The following is a 17251-nucleotide window of genomic DNA, read 5'->3' on the forward strand; positions in this document are numbered from 1 at the left end:
ACCGGCGCCGCAAATCCCTTGCGCTCCACCGGGACCAACCACGGGAATTCGACCATGTCGGACCTAGACCGCAATTACGCTTCTCCTTTCGGCCGGGCCGCCGGGCGCATTGACGCTGCGGCCGTCGACGCCGGTCTGCGCGCCTACATGCTGCGCATCTACAACTACATGAGCATCGGCCTCGCCATCACCGGCCTTGCCGCGCTCGGCGTCTACATGGGTGCGGTGACCAGCGACCAGTCCGCCGCCGTCGCCAAGTTCGGCAACGCCTATCTGACGCAGTTCGGCTACGCGATGTTCGTGAGCCCGCTGAAGTGGCTGTTCATCCTCGCCCCTCTTGCGATGGTGTTCGTCATCTCGGCCGGCATCAACCGCCTGCAGCCTGCGACCGCCCAGCTCCTGTTCTGGGTGTTCTCGGCACTGATGGGCCTGTCGCTGTCGTCGATCTTCCTGGTGTACACGCACACCTCGATCGTGCGCGTGTTCTTCATCACCGCGGCTACGTTCGGTGCGCTGAGCCTTTACGGCTACACCACCAAGCGTGACATGAGCGGCATGGGCTCGTTCCTGTTCATGGGTTTGATCGGCATCATCATCGCGAGCCTGGTCAACCTGTTCCTGGCGAGCTCGGCGCTGCAGTTCATCGTCTCGGTGGTCGGCGTGCTGGTGTTCGCGGGCCTCACCGCCTGGGACACCCAGCGGCTGAAGAACGACTACATCTACGGCTACGCCTCGCAGGGTGGCGTGATGGCAGAGCGTGCGGCAATCACTGGTGCGCTGTCGCTCTACCTGAACTTCATCAACCTGTTCACGCTGCTGTTGCAGCTGCTCGGCCAGCGCGACTAAGCGCCTCGAGCGAAGGGATCGACCGAAGCCCCGGCCCTAGCGGCCGGGGCTTTTCTTTTGGGCGTGGCAAAAATACTGTCGCCACCATGTCCAATCCGGAAATCAGGCCGACCGCCGAGGCGGATCTGCCCTCGATCACCGCGATCTATGAGCAGGCGGTTCGCTTTGGGACCGCGACCTTCGAGCTGATTCCGCCCGACCTCGCCGAGATGACCCGCCGCTACAGGGCGCTGATCGATGGCGGCTTCCCCTATTTCACGGCAGAGCTCGACGGCCGCGTCGCCGGCTATGCCTATGCCGGCCCCTACCGGCCGCGGCCGGCCTATCGCTTCACGGTCGAGAACTCGGTCTATCTGGATCCTGCGCTCCATCGCCGCGGCGTCGGCCTCAAGCTGATGGAGCGCCTGATCGCCGAATGCGACGCCCGCGGCTTCCGGCAGATGATCGCGGTGATCGGGGATTCGGCCAATGCCGGTTCGATCGGACTGCACCGCCGCTGCGGTTTTGAGATGATCGGGACACACCCGGGTGTCGGCCTGAAATTCGGCCGCTGGCTCGATACCGTGATGATGCAGCGCGCGCTCGGCGAAGGCGGCGCGACCGTGCCGGCGGACTAGCCGACAATCCGCAGCCCGAATGAGCGAAGCGACATCCGAGATAATCTATCTTCCCCTGAAAGGGGGAAGGTCGGGATGGGGGTCAGCCACGGGCGACGCTGTGTGTGCGGAGAGAGCAAATCCCCACCCGCTTTGCTCTGACGAGCAAAACAACCTCCCCTTTTCAAGGGGAGGTGGGGCTACACCACCGACAGCTTGCGGTCGATCACGAACAGCACGCGTTCGAGTTCATGGCCGCGACGCAGGATCAGGCCCGTCGCCGAAATCACGCTGTACATGCCCTGCTTGCGCGCAAGCCGGGGATCCTTCTCGATCCGGTAGATCGGCATTTCGGACGCGCGCCGAAACACCGAGAACACGGCACGGTCCTTCAGGAAGTCGATCGCATAGTCGCGCCACTCGCCGTCGGCGACCATGCGGCCGTAGAGATTGAGAATGCGGTTGAGCTCTAGTCGATTGAAGGTCACGCGGTTGGGCTGCGGGATCGCGGCGGCGGGGCGCGCCGCGGCGCGGCTCCCGCTCGGATCAGTGTCCTCCGAGATCAGACTCATCGAGCGCCTCCTGTCATCCCAGTGACGATCATGGTCCGAAAGCCGGTCCCCCCTTTTCGGGATCGTCACAACGCTGACATGATTGCGCTAAGCGAGGGGGCCTGCAAGGGGCCATTCGCGATGCAACCGGGTCTTAACCACGGTCTGGCGCGGCAGATTATCCGGAAAACCAGAGAGTCACGGGAACGTTAGCGGAATCATATTGCTGCCCCACTTCCGCCCATCGCCCGCCCCGCTGCCCTGCGAAAAGAAAATCCTGCGTTGGCCCGGTCCTTTCGGTTCCGGATTCCTCAGCCCCCAGCCCCCCGGGGCCGTCGGGATCGGGCCTGTTCGCAGGGGAGTTAATCCCAACACTGGGCCAACGAAAGTTGGTCCTTTTTGTTTTTGGGAGCCTGCTCAAGGCACGCGCGATCGAGACGCGCCCAGAGGCTCACCGCGTTCGTTTCAGTATATCTCTGGATGCATGTCGGTCGCCTCCCGCGTGGGCTGCACGACAAACTGCGTGCCGCCCAATGGCGCGACCGACGGAAGGTGGCGCCGCAAGGTGCTAGCGAAGCGAGGTGAAGGCGGCGCCGAGCATCGGGCCCGGCTTGTCGCGATTGCCGTCCTGGACGTACACCGCCGCGGCATCGACGCCATCGCGCGTGATGTTCTCCAGCGGCACGGTCCAACTCCCGGACGAACCGTTCCAGTCACCGACCTTGAGGAGATTGCGCACCACGTTGTGGTAGGTGATCTCCTGGCCGCGGTTCTCGCCGCGCGCGATCGAGATCGGCACCGACTTCGAGATCGAGCAGATCCAGACTTCGCCGCGCGACACTGCGGGCGACTTCGACGCGGCCACCGAAACGTTGATCTGCTTGCCGGTCAGCGTCAGCGTCACCGGCACCGACATCACGCTGCCGCTCTTCTCGGTATCCTTGATGGCGCTCTCGATGCTCGCCCGATCGCTGCCGATCACATGCGCGGAGCCGTTGATCACGGCCTGCGGCGTGTAGACGTCGCGATCGCCGCGCATGTGCGAATAGGCCTTCTGGCGCGCGCTGAAACGGGAATCGGCCAGCGTGTCCTTCCAGCCGAGATAGTCCCAATAGTCGATCGGCATGCTCAGCGCGATGACGTTGGGGTCCTTGGCGAGATCACCGATGATCTTGTCCGCGGGCGGACAGGACGAACACCCCTGCGAGGTGAAGAGTTCGACGACAGCACGCGGATCGGCGTGAGCGGGGCGGATGACAGCAACGATCGCGCAAATACCAAGAGCGCTGGACCATCGCGAGATCGAGTTATAGGCCATCATCGCTGTCATACTGCGAACCAGTCGTGATGATTTCCATCCGTAATTGTACGGAGCATGAAGTTTGTCCCTGAACTTGCGTGCCCCAAAACGCGAGAAAGCGGCCCTGTCATAGGCCGCCTTCTTTTTAGTCGCCACTCACTAAGCGGTGAGGCACCGATCACAAATCCGCGTTAGAGCATGATCCGGAAAAGTGTGAACCGGTTTCCCCCGCGACAACGCAAGCGTTTGCGCGGAGATCATGCTCAAACAAAGGGCCTAGGCCGCGAGTTTGCGCAGCACATAGTGCAGGATGCCGCCGTTGCGGTAGTAATCGAGCTCGTCCAGCGTATCGATGCGGCAGAGCAGCGGGACGTCCCGCTTGCCGCCGTCGCCGGAGACGATCTCGGCGGTCAGGGTCTGGCGCGGCTTCAGGTCGCCCTGCAGCCCGCGGATCGTGACCTTCTCGTCGCCCTTCAGGCCGAGCGAGGACCACGACGTGCCGTCCTGGAAGGTGAGCGGAAGCACGCCCATGCCGACCAGGTTGGAGCGATGGATACGCTCGAAGCTCTGGCAGATCACCGCGCGCACGCCGAGCAGGCGCGTGCCCTTGGCGGCCCAGTCGCGCGACGAGCCGTTGCCGTATTCGGCGCCGGCGAACACCACCAGCGGCACTTCCTCCTGCTGGTACTTCATCGCCGCGTCGTAGATCGACATCTGCTCGCCGTCGGGCCAGTGCTTGGTCAGACCGCCTTCCGGAATATTGCCGTCAGCGCCCTTCAGCATGAAGTTCTTGATGCGGATGTTGGCGAAGGTGCCGCGCATCATCACTTCGTGGTTGCCGCGCCGCGTGCCGTACTGGTTGAAGTCGGCGGGGCGCACCTGGTGCTCGCTGAGGAACTTGCCGGCGGGCGAGGTCAGCTTGATCGAACCGGCCGGCGAGATGTGGTCGGTGGTGATCTTGTCGCCGAACATCGCCAGGATCCGCGCGTCGACCACGTCGTTGACCGGGTCCGGCTGCTTCTTCATGCCTTCGAAATAGGGCGGGTTCTGCACATAGGTCGAGCTCATGTTCCAGCGATAGGTCTCGCTTTCCGTGGTCTTGATCTTGCGCCAGTTGGTATCGCCCTTGAACACGTCGGCGTACTTCTTCTTGAAGATCGTCGCGGTGACGTACTTCTTCATGAAGGTGTTGATCTCCTTGGTGGTCGGCCAGATGTCCTTCAGGAACACCGGCTTGCCATCCTTGCCGATGCCGATCGGCTCGACCGCGAGATCCTTCGTCACGGTGCCGGCAAGTGCATGCGCAACGACCAGCGGCGGCGAGGCGAGGTAGTTCGCCTGCACGTCCGGCGAGACGCGGCCTTCGAAGTTGCGGTTGCCCGACAGCACGGCGGCGGCAACGATGCCGTTTTCGTTGATCGACTTCGAGATGTCTTCCGGCAGCGGGCCAGAATTGCCGATGCAGGTCGTGCAGCCGAAGCCGACCAGGTTGAAGCCGACCTTGTCGAGATCGGTCTGCAGGCCGGAATTGGCGAGATATTCCGCCACCACCTGGCTGCCCGGCGCGAGCGAGGTCTTCACCCACGGCTTGGCCTTCAGGCCCTTGGCTGCCGCCTTGCGCGCCAACAGGCCGGCGCCGATCAGCACGCTCGGATTCGAGGTGTTGGTGCAGGAGGTGATCGCCGCGATCACGACGTCGCCATGGCCGAGATCGAAGTCGCGGCCCTCGACGGCGAAGCGCTTCGTCTCACCCTCGGGCTTCTTGTACTCGCCGACCAGCGCGGTGGCGAAGCCGGTCGACACCGCCGGCAGCGCGATGCGGCCTTCGGGGCGCTTCGGTCCAGCCATCGACGGCACGACGTCGGCGAGGTCGAGCGTCAGCGTGGTGGTGAACACCGGATCGGCCGACTTGGCGGTGCGGAACAGGCCCTGCGCCTTGGCGTAGGCCTGCACCAGCTTGACGCGATCGGCCTTGCGGCCCGAGGTCTTCAGGTAATCGATGGTCGCGGCATCGACCGGGAAGAAGCCGCAGGTCGCGCCGTATTCGGGCGCCATATTGCCGATGGTCGCCTTGTCCGCGACCGACAGGAAATCGAGGCCCGGGCCGAAGAACTCGACGAACTTGCCGACCACGCCGAGCTTGCGCAGCATCTGGGTGACGGTCAGCACGAGGTCGGTCGCGGTGACGCCTTCCTTGAGCTGGCCCTTGAGCTTGAAGCCGACCACCTCAGGCAGCAGCATCGACAGCGGCTGGCCGAGCATGCAGGCCTCCGCCTCGATGCCGCCGACGCCCCAGCCGAGCACGGCGAGGCCGTTGACCATCGTGGTGTGCGAGTCAGTGCCGACCAGCGAATCCGGATAGGCGACCTCGAAAGTGCCGGTCTTCTTGCCGACCGTCATCTTCTCCTTCTTGGTCCACACCGTCTGCGCGAGATATTCGAGATTGACCTGGTGGCAGATGCCGGTGCCGGGCGGCACCACCGAGAAGTTCGAGAACGCCTTCTGGCCCCACTTCAGGAACTCGTAGCGCTCCTGGTTCTGCTTGTATTCCTCGGTGACGTTCTTCGCGAACGCCTTGTTGTCACCGAAGAAGTTGACGATCACCGAGTGGTCGATGACGAGGTCGACCGGCACCAGCGGGTTGATCTTCTCGGCATCGCCGCCGAGGTTCTGCATCGCGTTGCGCATCGCCGCGAGATCGACCACGGCCGGAACGCCGGTGAAATCCTGCATCAGCACGCGCGCCGGGCGGAAGGCGATTTCGTGCTCGAGCTGGCGCTTCTTCAGCCACTTCGACACCGCAACGATGTCTTCCTTCTTGACGGTGCGGCCATCCTCGTTGCGCAGCAGGTTCTCGAGCAGAACCTTCATCGAATACGGCAGCTTCGAAATTCCCTTCAGTCCGTTCTTCTCTGCCTGGGGCAGGCTGTAATAGACGTAGGACTTGCCGCCGACCTTCATGGTCTTGCGGCATTTGAAGCTGTCGAGCGAGGTCATGCGAGGAATCCCAATTTTCAGTTATACCCGGCAAGGGTAACTAAACACCGGCGAACGACACTGGCCGAGGGATGGCCTGGATGGCTTGCGGCCGCCGATTGTGTGTGCTGCATCAAGTTCCGGGCTTATAGAACCTTTCTAGAAGCACCGCCACACCGACAAGCGTGCGACAGCGTTGCGCGACCCAAAAATTCTCACGCGGTAGCGAAAGATTTCAGAGGGCTGTGACAAGACGAACCATGCAGCTCTCCGGACGAAATCTGAAATGCGTGCGCGGCGGACGCGAGGTGTTTTCCGGCCTCGATCTGTCGGCCACCGCCGGCGAGGCGCTCGCCGTCACCGGTCCCAACGGCGCGGGCAAGACCTCGCTGCTTCGCGTGATCGCGGGGCTCTTGGTTCCCGCCGAGGGTTCGATCGTGCTCGAGGGCGGCGACGCCGAGCTCAGCCTGCCCGAGCAAGCCCACTATCTTGGCCACCGCGATGCCTTGAAGCCGGCGCTGAGCGTTGCGGAGAATCTTTCCTTCTGGCGGGAATTCCTCGGCGGCGAGACGGAGGACGCCGGGGGCTGCCTTGCCGCCGTGGCGCTCGACCACGCCGCACATCTGCCGGCGGCCTACCTCTCCGCCGGCCAGCGCCGCCGCCTCTCGATCGCGCGCCTGCTCTCGGTGCGGCGGCCGGTCTGGCTGTTGGACGAGCCGACATCGGCACTCGATGCGGCCGGACAGGAGCTGTTCGTCGGGCTGATGCGCGATCATCTCGCCAGCGGCGGCCTGATCGTCGCGGCGACCCACCTGCCGCTCGGCATCGCCGCGCGCGACCTGCGGATGGGAGGCACGGCATGAGCGCAGTGCTTCGCCCGCCATTGCGCAACCGTGTCTCCGTTCCCTCCCCCCTTGTGGAGGAGGGTCAGGGAGGGGGGTGCCACACGACGAATTCCATCCGTCAGCATCTCCGCGACGCAGGGCCCAGATTGCGAAGGCGACGTTCGCTTCAACGATCTCGCCCGAGGCCACCCCTCTCCCCAGCCCTCCCCCACAAGGGGGGAGGGAGCACAGCGAGCACGCGGCGCGACATCGGCTGGCGCAGCAACCACCGCGGAGGCGCGGCATGAGCGCGCTTGCCGCACTGATCCGCCGTGACATCCGCATCGCGCTGCGCGTCGGCGGCGGCGCACTGATCGGGGTCTTGTTCTTCCTCACCGTCACGGTGCTGATGCCGTTCGCGGTCGGGCCGGATCTGGCGCTGCTGTCACGGCTCGGCCCGGCCATTCTCTGGCTCGGTGCGCTGCTGGCGAGCCTGCTCACCCTCGACCGGCTGTTCACGGCCGATCATGAGGACGGCTCGCTCGACCTCATCGTGATGAGCCGGACGCCGCTGGAACTCGCCTGCGCGGCCAAGGCGCTGGCGCATTGGATCGCCGCCGGCCTGCCGCTGATCATCGCGACGCCGGTGCTCGGCCTGCTGCTCAATCTCGACGGCACAGCGACGCTGGCCGTTGCGGCGACTTTGCTGGCGGGAACACCGGCGCTGACCTTCACCGGCATGATCGGCGCGGCATTGGCGGTGACGTTGCATCGCGGCGGGCTGCTGCTCGCGGTGCTGGTGCTGCCGCTGTCGATCCCGGTGCTGATCTTCGGCGTTGCGGCCTCCCAGGCCGCGATCTCGGGGCCGCTGCCCTTTGGAACACCGTTCTCGATCCTCTGCGCGCTGTCACTTGCCAGCCTGGTGATCGGCCCGTTTGCCGCCGCCGCGAGCCTGCGGCACGGGCTGGACTGAAATGCGCAAGATCAAATTGGGCCAGATCAAATCTCGACGAGGGCAGTTCGGCCAATTGCCTGCGGCACATCGGACGACTATCAGGGTGCCATGACGCTGACCGACCTCGCCAATCCGACCAAGTTCCTGGCGCTGACCGCGCGGATCCTGCCATGGCTCGCGGGCCTGACCGCGATCCTGCTCGCCGTCGGGCTCTACGGGTCGGCCATGGCGCCCGATGACTACCAGCAGGGCGCCACGGTGAAGATCATGTTCATCCACGTACCGAATGCGTGGCTGTCGATGTTCGTCTGGGGCGTCATGAGCGTGGCCGCGCTCGGCACGCTGGTGTGGCGGCATCCGCTTGCCGACGTCGCCGCGAAGGCCGCAGCTCCGATCGGCGCCGCCTTCACCTTCCTCGCGCTGGTCACCGGCTCGCTATGGGGCCGGCCGATGTGGGGCACCTATTGGGAATGGGATGCCCGCCTGACCTCGGTGCTGATCCTGTTCCTGATGTATCTCGGCCTGATGGCGCTGTGGCGCGCGGTGGAGGACCCGTCGCGCGCGGCGCGGGCGGCGGCAGTCCTGACCCTGGTCGGCGCGATCAACATCCCGATCATCAAGTTTTCGGTCGACTGGTGGAACACGCTGCACCAGCCGGCCTCGGTGTTTCGCGCCGGCGGACCGACGCTCGACAAGGCGTTCCTGTGGCCGCTTTTGGTGATGGCAATCGCGTTTTCGCTGCTCTTCATCACCTTGCATCTGGCGGCGATGCGCAACGAGATCCTGCGCCGGCGCGTGCGCAGCTTGCAGATGATGCAAGCTAACCAACAGGCAGCATGACACGATGTCGCTTGGTCCCTACGCTTCCTTCATCGTGACGTCCTATGCGCTGGTCGCGGCGGTCGTGCTGCTGTTGATCATCTGGATCAGCGCCGATTATCGCCGGCAGCAGGGCCGCCTCAAGGAGATCGAGGCCAGCGGCGTCATGCGCCGCTCCGGCCGCAGCGCGGCGGATATAAGATGAGCGAGCAGGCGACAAACGGCCCGCCGCAAACCCGCCGCCTGCTGGTGGTGCTGCCACTCATCTTCTTCCTCGGGCTCGCCGGACTGTTCCTGCTGCGGCTCTATGGCGGGGATCCCTCGAAGATCCCGTCGGCACTGATCGGACGGCCCGCGCCGCAGACCGCCCTGCCCGCGCTCGACGGCCTGGTGCGGGACGGCACGCCGGTGCCGGGTCTCGATCCCGACGCCTTCAAGGGCAAGGTCAGCATCGTCAATGTCTGGGCGTCGTGGTGCGTGCCCTGCCATGACGAGGCGCCGCTGCTGACCGAGCTCGGCAAGGACAAGCGCTTCCAGATCATCGGCATCAACTACAAGGACTCACCGGAGAATGCGCGGCGCTTCCTCGGCCGCTACGGCAATCCGTTCGGCATCGTCGGCGTCGACGGCAACGGCCGCGCCTCGATCGAATGGGGCGTCTATGGCGTGCCCGAGACCTTCGTGGTCGGGCGCGAAGGCACGATCGTCTACAAGCTGGTCGGCCCGGTGACACCTGACAACGTCAACAGCGTGCTCAAGGCCGAGATCGAGAAGGCGCTGCGCGCGAACAAATAATCGCGGCGTCGTTCCGCGGCTGCGCGAACAGATTGCGCGCGAAGGCTGCGACAAAATAATTAGACACGTTTATCTGCGGTTCATTTCGCGGCCATGGCAACGCCATGAACGCAGCCCCAACTCACTGGCGTTGACATCAACGTTCCTCTGGAGGGGACATATGCGCAAGACCACGCTCGCTTCACTGCTCGCCACCGCGCTCACGCTCGGCATGATGACGGCCGCGCCGTCGTTCGCTCAAACCCCGCAGCCGGCCGCGCCCGCCGCAAAGTCCGAGACCAGGATGGCTCCCGCGCCGAAGGCAGCCGCCCCTGATCAGAAGACAACGGGGATGGCGAAGGACGATTTGCTCGACATCAACAGCGCCAGCACCGACCAGCTCGACGCGCTGCCTGGCGTCGGCAAGGCCTATTCGGCCGCGATCATCAAGGGCCGCCCCTACAAGGGCAAGGATGAACTGGTGCAGAAGAACATCCTGCCGCAGGCGACCTACGACAAGATCAAGGACAAGATCATCGCCAAGCAGAAGAGCTGATTTCTGTCTCGTGCCCCGGACGCAGCGCAGCACGCAAGTGATGCGCTGCGGAGCCGGGGCCTGCACCTCAACGAAGCCTGCCTGGTGAGATAGGTCCCGGCTCTGCGGAGCGGCGCTGCGCGCCGCACCGCGTCCGGGACAAGAGATCAGTTACTTGCGCAGATCGCCCGCGTCCGCCTCGCTGGTCTCCAGCGAGACCGGCTCCAGGTGATAGCGCTTGGTCAGCGGCATCTGCGCGATGGCGAAGATCATGGTCAACGGCGTCACGCCGAACACCTTGAAGTTCACCCAGAAATCCGTGGTCTGCGAGCGCCAGACGATCTCGTTGAGGATAGCCATGCCGGCGAAGAACAGCGCCCAGCGCATGGTGAGGATGCGCCAGCCCTGCGGCGTCAGATTGAACATCTGGTCGAACATCACGGCGATGAAGGAACGCCCGAACAGCAGCCCGCCGCCGAGCACGGCCGCGAACAGGCCGTAGATGATGGTCGGCTTGACCTTGATGAAGGTCTCGTCGTGCAGCACCAGTGTCAGAGTGCCGAACACCAGCACGATCGCGCCGGTCACCAGCGCCATGATCGGCACGTGCTTGGTCACTACGTAGGATGCGATCATCGCCGCGACGATCGCCACCATGAACGCGCCGGTTGCGACGAACAGATGGTATTTGGCATTCGCGACAAAGAACACGAGCAGCGGCCCGAGTTCGGTCGCGAGCTTGAACAGCGGATGTGGTTGGGTCTTGTCCATCAATTCAGTCCATTGAACTCGTGTCTTGGCCATCCTTCGAGACGGCGCTCCGCGCCTCCTCAGGATGACGACCTCTCGTATCCCACCGTCATCCCGCACAACGGCTTTGCCGTTGTTGCTGGAGGAGCGCGCACTTGCGCGCGTCTCGAAGGATGAATTACTCGATTCCAGCAATTGCCTTGGCAAAATCCTTCGCCGTGAAGGGGGCGAGATCCTCGACGCCTTCGCCGACGCCGATGAAATGCACCGGCAGCTTGTGCTTCTCCGACAGCGCGACGAGGATGCCGCCGCGCGCGGTGCCGTCGAGCTTGGTCATCACGAGGCCGGTGACACCTGCCGTACGATGAAACGCCTCGACCTGCGACAGCGCATTTTGTCCCACCGTGGCGTCGAGCACGAGCAGCACGGCGTGCGGCGCCGACGCATCGACCTTCTTGATGACGCGCACGACCTTTTCGAGCTCGTTCATCAGCTCGGACTTGTTCTGCAGCCGGCCGGCGGTGTCGATCAGCAGCACGTCGCGCTGCTGCTCTTTCGCCGCGGTCAGCGCGCTGAAGGCGAGGCTTGCCGAATCCGAACCCTGGGCGCCCGCGATGACCGGCGACTTGGTGCGTTCGCCCCAGACCTTGAGCTGCTCGATCGCCGCGGCGCGGAACGTGTCGCCGGCGGCGAGCATGACCTTGCGGCCCTCGGCGGAGAATTTCGCGGCCAGCTTGCCGATCGTCGTGGTCTTGCCGGAGCCGTTGACGCCGATGACGAGGATGACGAAGGGCGTCTTGGCGGCATCGATCTCGAGCGGCTTGGCCACCGGCGCCAGCACCTTCTCGACCTCGGTCGCAACCACCGACTTGACCTCGTCGGCGGAGATCGCCTTGTCGTAGCGCCCCTTGCCGACCGCCTCCGCGATCCGCACCGAGACCTCGGTGCCGAGATCGGCGCGCAGCAGCACATCCTCGATGTCATCGAGCATGGCACGGTCGAGCTTGCGCTTGGTGACGAGATCGGCGACCGCCGTCCCCAGCGCACCGGAGGTACGCTTCAGGCCGCCCTTCAGGCGCTGCCACCAGCTCTGTTTTGGAGTTCCCGCAGTGGTATCGTTCATGCCTAGTGTCCGGCTCTAACATTCGCATCCCGTTGCGGCTAGCTCTGTTGCGAATGTTAGAGCCGAAGGGACACTAGAAAATTTTGATTCTGGTGCGGCTTTTCGGATTTGACATTCGCTCGCCGGTGCGTGGAAACAAGAAGCGAATGTCAAATCCGCCGCACCAGGGACGTGTTAGCCGTTTCGGCCCATAAACGAAAGTCTCGACGAATTGATTGATGTTCCCCAATTGACCGCGGAAGAAATCCTGGGCCGCGTGCTCCACCGCGACGGACTGATGCTGGTGATCGACAAACCGGCGGGGCTGCCGGTGCATCGCGGCCCCAAGGGCGGGCCCAATCTGGAGGCCTCGTTCGACGCGCTGCGGTTCGGCCTGCCGCGGCCGCCGGTGCTGGCACATCGGCTGGACAAGGACACCTCCGGCTGCCTCGTGCTGGGACGCCACCGCAAGGCGACCGCCTCGCTCGGGCTGTTGTTCAAGCACGGCAAGATCGCAAAGACCTACTGGACCGTGGTCGAGGGCGGGCCCGCTGAGGACGAAGGCACCATCGACATGCCGCTCGGCCGGCTCAACGCCGAGCGCGGCTGGTGGCAGAAGCCGGATCCGGATGGGCAGAAGGCGATCACCAACTGGAAGGTGCTGGGACGCGGCGAGGGCCTCGCCTGGCTCGCGATGGAGCCGGTCACCGGCCGCACCCATCAGCTGCGGGTGCATTCAGCGGCGATGGGCTGGCCGATCGTCGGCGACAACATCTACGGCAACGGTCCGCGTTTCGGCGAGCCGACCCTGCATCTGCATTCCCGCGAAATCGGCATCCCGATCTCACGCAACAAGGAGCCGGTGCATGTCGTCGCGCCCGCGCCGAAACATATGCAGGAGCGGCTCAGGAGCTGCGGCTGGAACGGGCAGTGATCTCCGTGATTTTACGGACAATTATCCTTTACGGAACATTCAGGCCCATCCGGTAGTCCTGCAGGAGGCTTAGAAAAAGCGCGCCACCACGGCTCAGGACGAGCAATGCTGAATGCTGGGCAAGGGATTGTCGACGAAGTCGAGGCTGCGATACGCGCCGGCTCCGCCGAAAAATGCATAGAAGCGGCGAAGCGCGTCACCGGCCTTTTCCTGGCCTCCGCCGGCAGCTTCAACAGCGAACAGGTCGAGCTGTTCGACAATGTGCTCGAGCGCCTCGTGAAGACCATCGAGTTGCGGGCCCTTGCCGACATCAGCGCCCGGATGGCGCTCACCGACATCAGCGAACAGCTCGCACCGGTCACCCAGGCACCGCCCGCGATCATTCGCCGTCTCGCTGGTAATGACGAGATCAGGATCGCCCGGCCGATCCTGCAGGAATCGTCGCGTCTCAACACGGAAGATCTGGTCGAGATCGCGAAGACCAAGAGCGAGCTGCATCTGCTCGCCGTCGCCGGCCGCTGGTGGCTGAAGGAAGTCGTCACCGACGCGCTGTTGGCCCGTCGGTTCGCGAGCGTCAGTCACCGCCTGGTCAGCAATCCCGGCGCCAAGGTGTCGGCGGACGGGTTCGCAATCATCCTCGCGCAGGCCGAGCACGACCCGGTGCTTGCCGTCCAGACCGGGATCCGCGCGGATCTGCCCCCGGAGCTCCGCGTTCAACTCCTGCACGATGCAACGGAAGAGGTGCGCAGCCGTTTGCTGCAACACGCGCCGGCGCATCTGTTCGAGGAGATCCGCCACGCGATCGCCGGGGTCGTCGCCGGCGTCGAGCGCGAGATGTCGCGGGCCCGGGACTTCACCGCAGCCAGGCGCCACATCGCAAGGCTGAAGGGTTCCGGCGAGCTCAACGAGGCCGCCCTGCTCGGCTTCGCCAGACAACGAATGTATGAGGAAACCATCGCTGCGCTGGCGGAGCTTGCGCAGGCCAGCATCGAGGTGATCCGCCCCCTGATGCAAAGTCTCCGCAGCGAAGGTCTGCTGGTGCCCTGCCGGGCCGCGGGGTTGAGTTGGGAGACGACGGCCGCGGTGATGGAATGCCGCTATTCGACCGGATCGATGGGGCCGGTCGAACTCGCCAACGCGAAGAGCCAGTTCACGCGAATAACGCACGCCAACGCCGACCGCATGCTGCGGTTCTGGCAAGTCCGCGCGTCGCAGCCGCCAAAGCCCGGCGAACGCAGCCGTTGATCATCTCCCGCGCAATGCGCGGGCCGATTTCGATTCGACCTGTCAAACAGCGTATTCGGTGTCATCATCCGCGCATGCGGGTGATCCAGTATTCCAGAGACGCCGATGCTTGAGCCGAGAGGCCGCGGCGTACTGGATCGCCCGGTCCCGTCTACGCCAAGGCTTCGACGAGGCCACGAATCCCTGGCGCGCCGAAGCTTTAGCGAAGGCGGCGAGCCGGGCGAAGACAGATGAGGATGAGGACGCAGCTTCGCATTCGTCGCGCGACTCTCTCCGCATACTCCACCGTCGTCCCGGCGAAGACCGGGACCGATAACCACAGGGTTGTGTTGGTGAGGAAAGCTGCGGCCCCAGCGTCGCGCAACAATCACCTTGGGTGGTTATGGGTCCCGGCCTTCGCCGGGACGACACTAATCTGTTGCGCCAGTTGCGGGTCATGCGTCCGCATTCTCGCGACATGATTGCCCGAGTCTTGCTTGTCGTTCCGCCCTCTCTCTTCACAGAGCGCGCAGGGAAAGCCGGGTGCCGATCGCACCCTTGGGCCCCGAGCAAGGGTAGAAAGCTCGGGGGTAGGACCACAGGTGTAACCGGAAACACTCCGGATGGCGCCGGAGCCCGTGACTATCATGGGAACAGTGGTCTGCCTTTCATCGATCGTGGGGACGGTGATCGGAGCAAGGTGGCGAAGAAGTCGCCATTAATTGTCTCGACGTCGCTGAGGGCACTGAGCGCTAGGTAGCGTCGCCGCACGCCCCGATGAGACGCGCACCGTCATGGCCCGTCACGGCCAGCCGCCGCACCGTGCCCGGCACATCATCATTGATCGCGACCGGCAGGAATTGCTCGGTACGGCCCTGCCTGTTGCTTTCGATCAGCACCTCGCGTGTCGCGCCGACCTCCGCAGCAAGCCGTCGCGCTAGCGCGACTTCACCGGCCGCGCGCAGCCGCTTGGCACGCTCCTTGATCGCCCCGCCTGCAACCTGCGGCATCCGCGCGGCCGGCGTGCCCGGGCGTTTCGAATAGGGAAACACGTGCAGGAAGGTGAGATCGCATTCTTCGACCAGATCGAGCGAGCGCGCGAACATCTCCTCGGTCTCGGTCGGGAAGCCCGCGATGATGTCGGCGCCGAGCGCGATGTCCGGCCGCAGCCGGCGCAGCTGCGCGCAGAAATCGATCGCGTCCTGCCGCGAATGCCGGCGCTTCATCCGCTTGAGGATCATGTCGTCGCCCGATTGCAGCGACAGATGCAGATGCGGCATCAGCCGCGCGTCGTCGGCGATGACATCGAGCAAGTCGCGATCGGCCTCGATTGAATCGATCGAGGAGATGCGCAGCCGCTTCAGCTCGGGCACATGGCGCAGGATCTGCCGGGTCAACTGGCCGAGCTTCGGTGCGCCCGGCAGGTCGGCGCCGTAGCTCGTGAGATCGACGCCGGTCAGCACGATCTCGACATGGCCGCGCTCGACCAGCGTGCGGACCTGATCGACCACCGCGCCCATCGGCACCGAGCGCGAATTGCCGCGGCCGTAGGGGATGATGCAAAAGGTGCAGCGATGATCGCAGCCGTTCTGCACCTGCACGAACACCCGCGGCAGGCCGCGTTCGAATCCATCGAGCAGATGCGGCGCCATCTCGGTCACCGCCATGATGTCGGCGACCGCGACTTTCTCGCTTCCGCCGAGATCGAACGCAGCGCGGGTCGCCTGCCAGGCAGCGCCGCGCATCTTCTCGTCATTGCCGACGACGCGATCGACCTCGGCCATCTCTGCGAACATCTGGCTTTGCGTCTGCGCCGCGCAGCCGGTGACGACGATGCGCGCCTCAGGCCGCTCGCGCTTCAACTTGCGGATCGATTGGCGCGCCTGCGCCACCGCCTCGTTGGTGACGGCGCAGCTGTTGATGACGATGGTCTCGGTAAGCCCCGCCTGCTCCGCTTCGCGGCGAATCACTTCGGATTCGAATGCGTTGAGGCGGCAACCAAAGGTGACGACGTCGACGCCCATAGCGATTAAGCGACGCTGGCGAATAGCGCCGGATCGAAGCGGCCCTCATATTCGAAATCGGCGGTGCCGGTCATCAGCACGTGGTCGTCGCGCTCGCGCCACTCGATGCCGAGCTTGCCGCCGGGCAGCGTGATCTCGACGATGCGGTTGGCGCGCTTCAGCCGTGCCGCCGCCACCGCGGTCGCGCAGGCCGCCGAGCCGCAGGCCCTGGTCAGGCCGGCGCCGCGTTCCCAGGTGCGGATCGTGATGTGGTCGCGATCGACGATATGGGCGAGCGTGATGTTGGCACGCTCCGGGAAGATTGGATGGTTTTCCAGCAGCGGCCCGAACCGTTCGAGATCGTAGGCATTGACGTCGTCGACCCAGAAGATCGCATGCGGATTGCCCATCGAGACCGCCGAGGGCGAATGCAGCACCGGCTTGTCGATCGGCCCGACCTGCAGCTCGATGTAACGGGTGTCGCGGAATTCCTCCGCCAGCGGAATGTCCTGCCAGCCGAACTTCGGCGCGCCCATGTCGACCGTGTAGAGATCGGGCGCCGGCCCCTGCCAGCAATTGAGCAGGCCGGCGCGGGTCTGGAACGTCGCCGCGGTCTGGCCGGTCTTCTCGAAGATCCGGCGCACCACGCAGCGCATGCCGTTGCCGCAGGCGCCGGCCTCCGAGCCGTCATTGTTGTAGATCGAGATGAACGCTTCGGTGCCGTCGAGCCGCGGCGGCTGCAACACCATCAACTGGTCATAGGGAACACCGGCCGGCGAGGCCACGGCGCGCGCCTCCGCCGCCGAGACCTGTGCCCGACCTTGCGCCTCTGAATCGCGCAGGTCGACGACGACGATCTCGTTGCCGATGCCGTTCATCTTGGCAAATGCGTGATTGGCGAGCGCGCTCATCGATTTTCCCAAATTCCGCCCGGTTATATGGCGAGTGATGGCTGATTGGCCAGTCGGAATGGCTCCGTGACACATCTGTCATGGGACGAATGCAGAACTTGCGTGTTAGGAATAGCGCACCTCGCGGACCGCGCGCGCCGGGACAGATCGA

The 17251-nt window shown here is 64.7% G+C and carries 17 protein-coding genes; 10 read left to right on the forward strand and 7 right to left on the reverse strand.

The genetic code is table 11. The features are described from left to right. Positions 1 to 54 precede the first annotated feature (54 nt). Positions 55 to 846, forward strand: a complete 792-nt coding sequence (locus HAP48_RS14215) for a Bax inhibitor-1/YccA family protein (RefSeq protein ID WP_029081319.1) — start codon at positions 55 to 57, stop codon at positions 844 to 846. Between the two features lie 86 nt (positions 847 to 932). Next, entirely contained in the window at positions 933 to 1463 is a 531-nt protein-coding gene (locus HAP48_RS14220; RefSeq protein ID WP_166213276.1) for a GNAT family N-acetyltransferase, read from the forward strand. A gap of 179 nt (positions 1464 to 1642) precedes the next feature. Here the strand turns inward: HAP48_RS14220 and HAP48_RS14225 are convergent, their stop codons facing one another. From HAP48_RS14225 to acnA, 3 genes are all read right to left on the reverse strand, one after another. Continuing rightward, the gene (locus HAP48_RS14225) at positions 1643 to 2014 is read right to left on the reverse strand and encodes a DUF2794 domain-containing protein (protein WP_166213275.1); all 372 of its coding nucleotides are present in this window, start codon (positions 2012 to 2014) and stop codon (positions 1643 to 1645) included. 547 nt (positions 2015 to 2561) lie between these two features. After that, on the reverse strand, positions 2562 to 3323 hold the full coding sequence (locus HAP48_RS14230; protein WP_166213274.1) for a DUF1223 domain-containing protein: 762 nt from the start codon (positions 3321 to 3323) through the stop codon (positions 2562 to 2564). Between the two features lie 246 nt (positions 3324 to 3569). After that, positions 3570 to 6290 carry an aconitate hydratase AcnA gene (gene acnA, locus HAP48_RS14235; protein WP_166213273.1) on the reverse strand — a complete coding sequence of 907 codons (2721 nt, stop codon included), beginning with the start codon at positions 6288 to 6290 and terminating at the stop codon, positions 3570 to 3572. 239 nt (positions 6291 to 6529) lie between these two features. Between acnA and ccmA the strand changes: the two genes are divergently transcribed. From ccmA to HAP48_RS14265, 6 genes are all read left to right on the forward strand, one after another. Then, positions 6530 to 7132, forward strand: coding sequence for a heme ABC exporter ATP-binding protein CcmA (gene ccmA / locus HAP48_RS14240; protein WP_166213272.1), 603 nt, complete (start codon positions 6530 to 6532; stop codon positions 7130 to 7132). A 265-nt stretch (positions 7133 to 7397) separates the two neighbouring features. Then, a complete protein-coding gene (gene ccmB, locus HAP48_RS14245; RefSeq protein ID WP_021078801.1) occupies positions 7398 to 8066 on the forward strand; it encodes a heme exporter protein CcmB in 669 nt (222 codons plus the stop codon). Positions 8067 to 8156: 90 nt separating this feature from the next. Beyond that, on the forward strand, positions 8157 to 8888 hold the full coding sequence (locus HAP48_RS14250) for a heme ABC transporter permease (RefSeq protein ID WP_166213271.1): 732 nt from the start codon (positions 8157 to 8159) through the stop codon (positions 8886 to 8888). 4 nt (positions 8889 to 8892) lie between these two features. Further along, positions 8893 to 9072, forward strand: coding sequence for a heme exporter protein CcmD (ccmD, locus tag HAP48_RS14255; RefSeq protein ID WP_166213270.1), 180 nt, complete (start codon positions 8893 to 8895; stop codon positions 9070 to 9072). Then, complete coding sequence (locus HAP48_RS14260; RefSeq protein WP_166213269.1) at positions 9069 to 9662, forward strand: DsbE family thiol:disulfide interchange protein; 594 nt, start codon at positions 9069 to 9071, stop codon at positions 9660 to 9662. The genes ccmD and HAP48_RS14260 overlap by 4 nt, the downstream gene beginning before the upstream one ends. 160 nt (positions 9663 to 9822) lie before the next feature. Continuing rightward, the gene (locus HAP48_RS14265) at positions 9823 to 10197 is read left to right on the forward strand and encodes a ComEA family DNA-binding protein (protein ID WP_166213268.1); all 375 of its coding nucleotides are present in this window, start codon (positions 9823 to 9825) and stop codon (positions 10195 to 10197) included. A gap of 150 nt (positions 10198 to 10347) precedes the next feature. On the opposite strand, the gene HAP48_RS14270 is transcribed toward HAP48_RS14265, so the two are convergent. Both HAP48_RS14270 and ftsY read right to left on the reverse strand, forming a co-directional pair. Continuing rightward, on the reverse strand, positions 10348 to 10947 hold the full coding sequence (locus tag HAP48_RS14270) for a septation protein A (protein ID WP_166213267.1): 600 nt from the start codon (positions 10945 to 10947) through the stop codon (positions 10348 to 10350). A 157-nt stretch (positions 10948 to 11104) separates the two neighbouring features. After that, positions 11105 to 12049: a signal recognition particle-docking protein FtsY gene (gene ftsY / locus HAP48_RS14275; RefSeq protein WP_166213266.1), complete on the reverse strand. Its 945-nt coding sequence runs from the start codon at positions 12047 to 12049 to the stop codon at positions 11105 to 11107. A gap of 211 nt (positions 12050 to 12260) precedes the next feature. Between ftsY and HAP48_RS14280 the strand changes: the two genes are divergently transcribed. Continuing rightward, entirely contained in the window at positions 12261 to 12962 is a 702-nt protein-coding gene (locus tag HAP48_RS14280) for an RluA family pseudouridine synthase (RefSeq protein WP_166213265.1), read from the forward strand. A gap of 105 nt (positions 12963 to 13067) precedes the next feature. Further along, on the forward strand, positions 13068 to 14207 hold the full coding sequence (locus HAP48_RS14285; protein WP_176399268.1) for a DUF2336 domain-containing protein: 1140 nt from the start codon (positions 13068 to 13070) through the stop codon (positions 14205 to 14207). Between the two features lie 731 nt (positions 14208 to 14938). On the opposite strand, the gene mtaB is transcribed toward HAP48_RS14285, so the two are convergent. Both mtaB and dapF read right to left on the reverse strand, forming a co-directional pair. Then, positions 14939 to 16210, reverse strand: coding sequence for a tRNA (N(6)-L-threonylcarbamoyladenosine(37)-C(2))-methylthiotransferase MtaB (gene mtaB / locus HAP48_RS14290; protein WP_166213264.1), 1272 nt, complete (start codon positions 16208 to 16210; stop codon positions 14939 to 14941). 5 nt (positions 16211 to 16215) lie between these two features. Continuing rightward, positions 16216 to 17100, reverse strand: coding sequence for a diaminopimelate epimerase (dapF, locus tag HAP48_RS14295; RefSeq protein ID WP_166213263.1), 885 nt, complete (start codon positions 17098 to 17100; stop codon positions 16216 to 16218). Positions 17101 to 17251: the final 151 nt, after the last annotated feature.

Origin of the sequence: Bradyrhizobium septentrionale, from assembly GCF_011516645.4 — a bacterium.
GTDB classification, from domain to species: domain Bacteria; phylum Pseudomonadota; class Alphaproteobacteria; order Rhizobiales; family Xanthobacteraceae; genus Bradyrhizobium; species Bradyrhizobium septentrionale.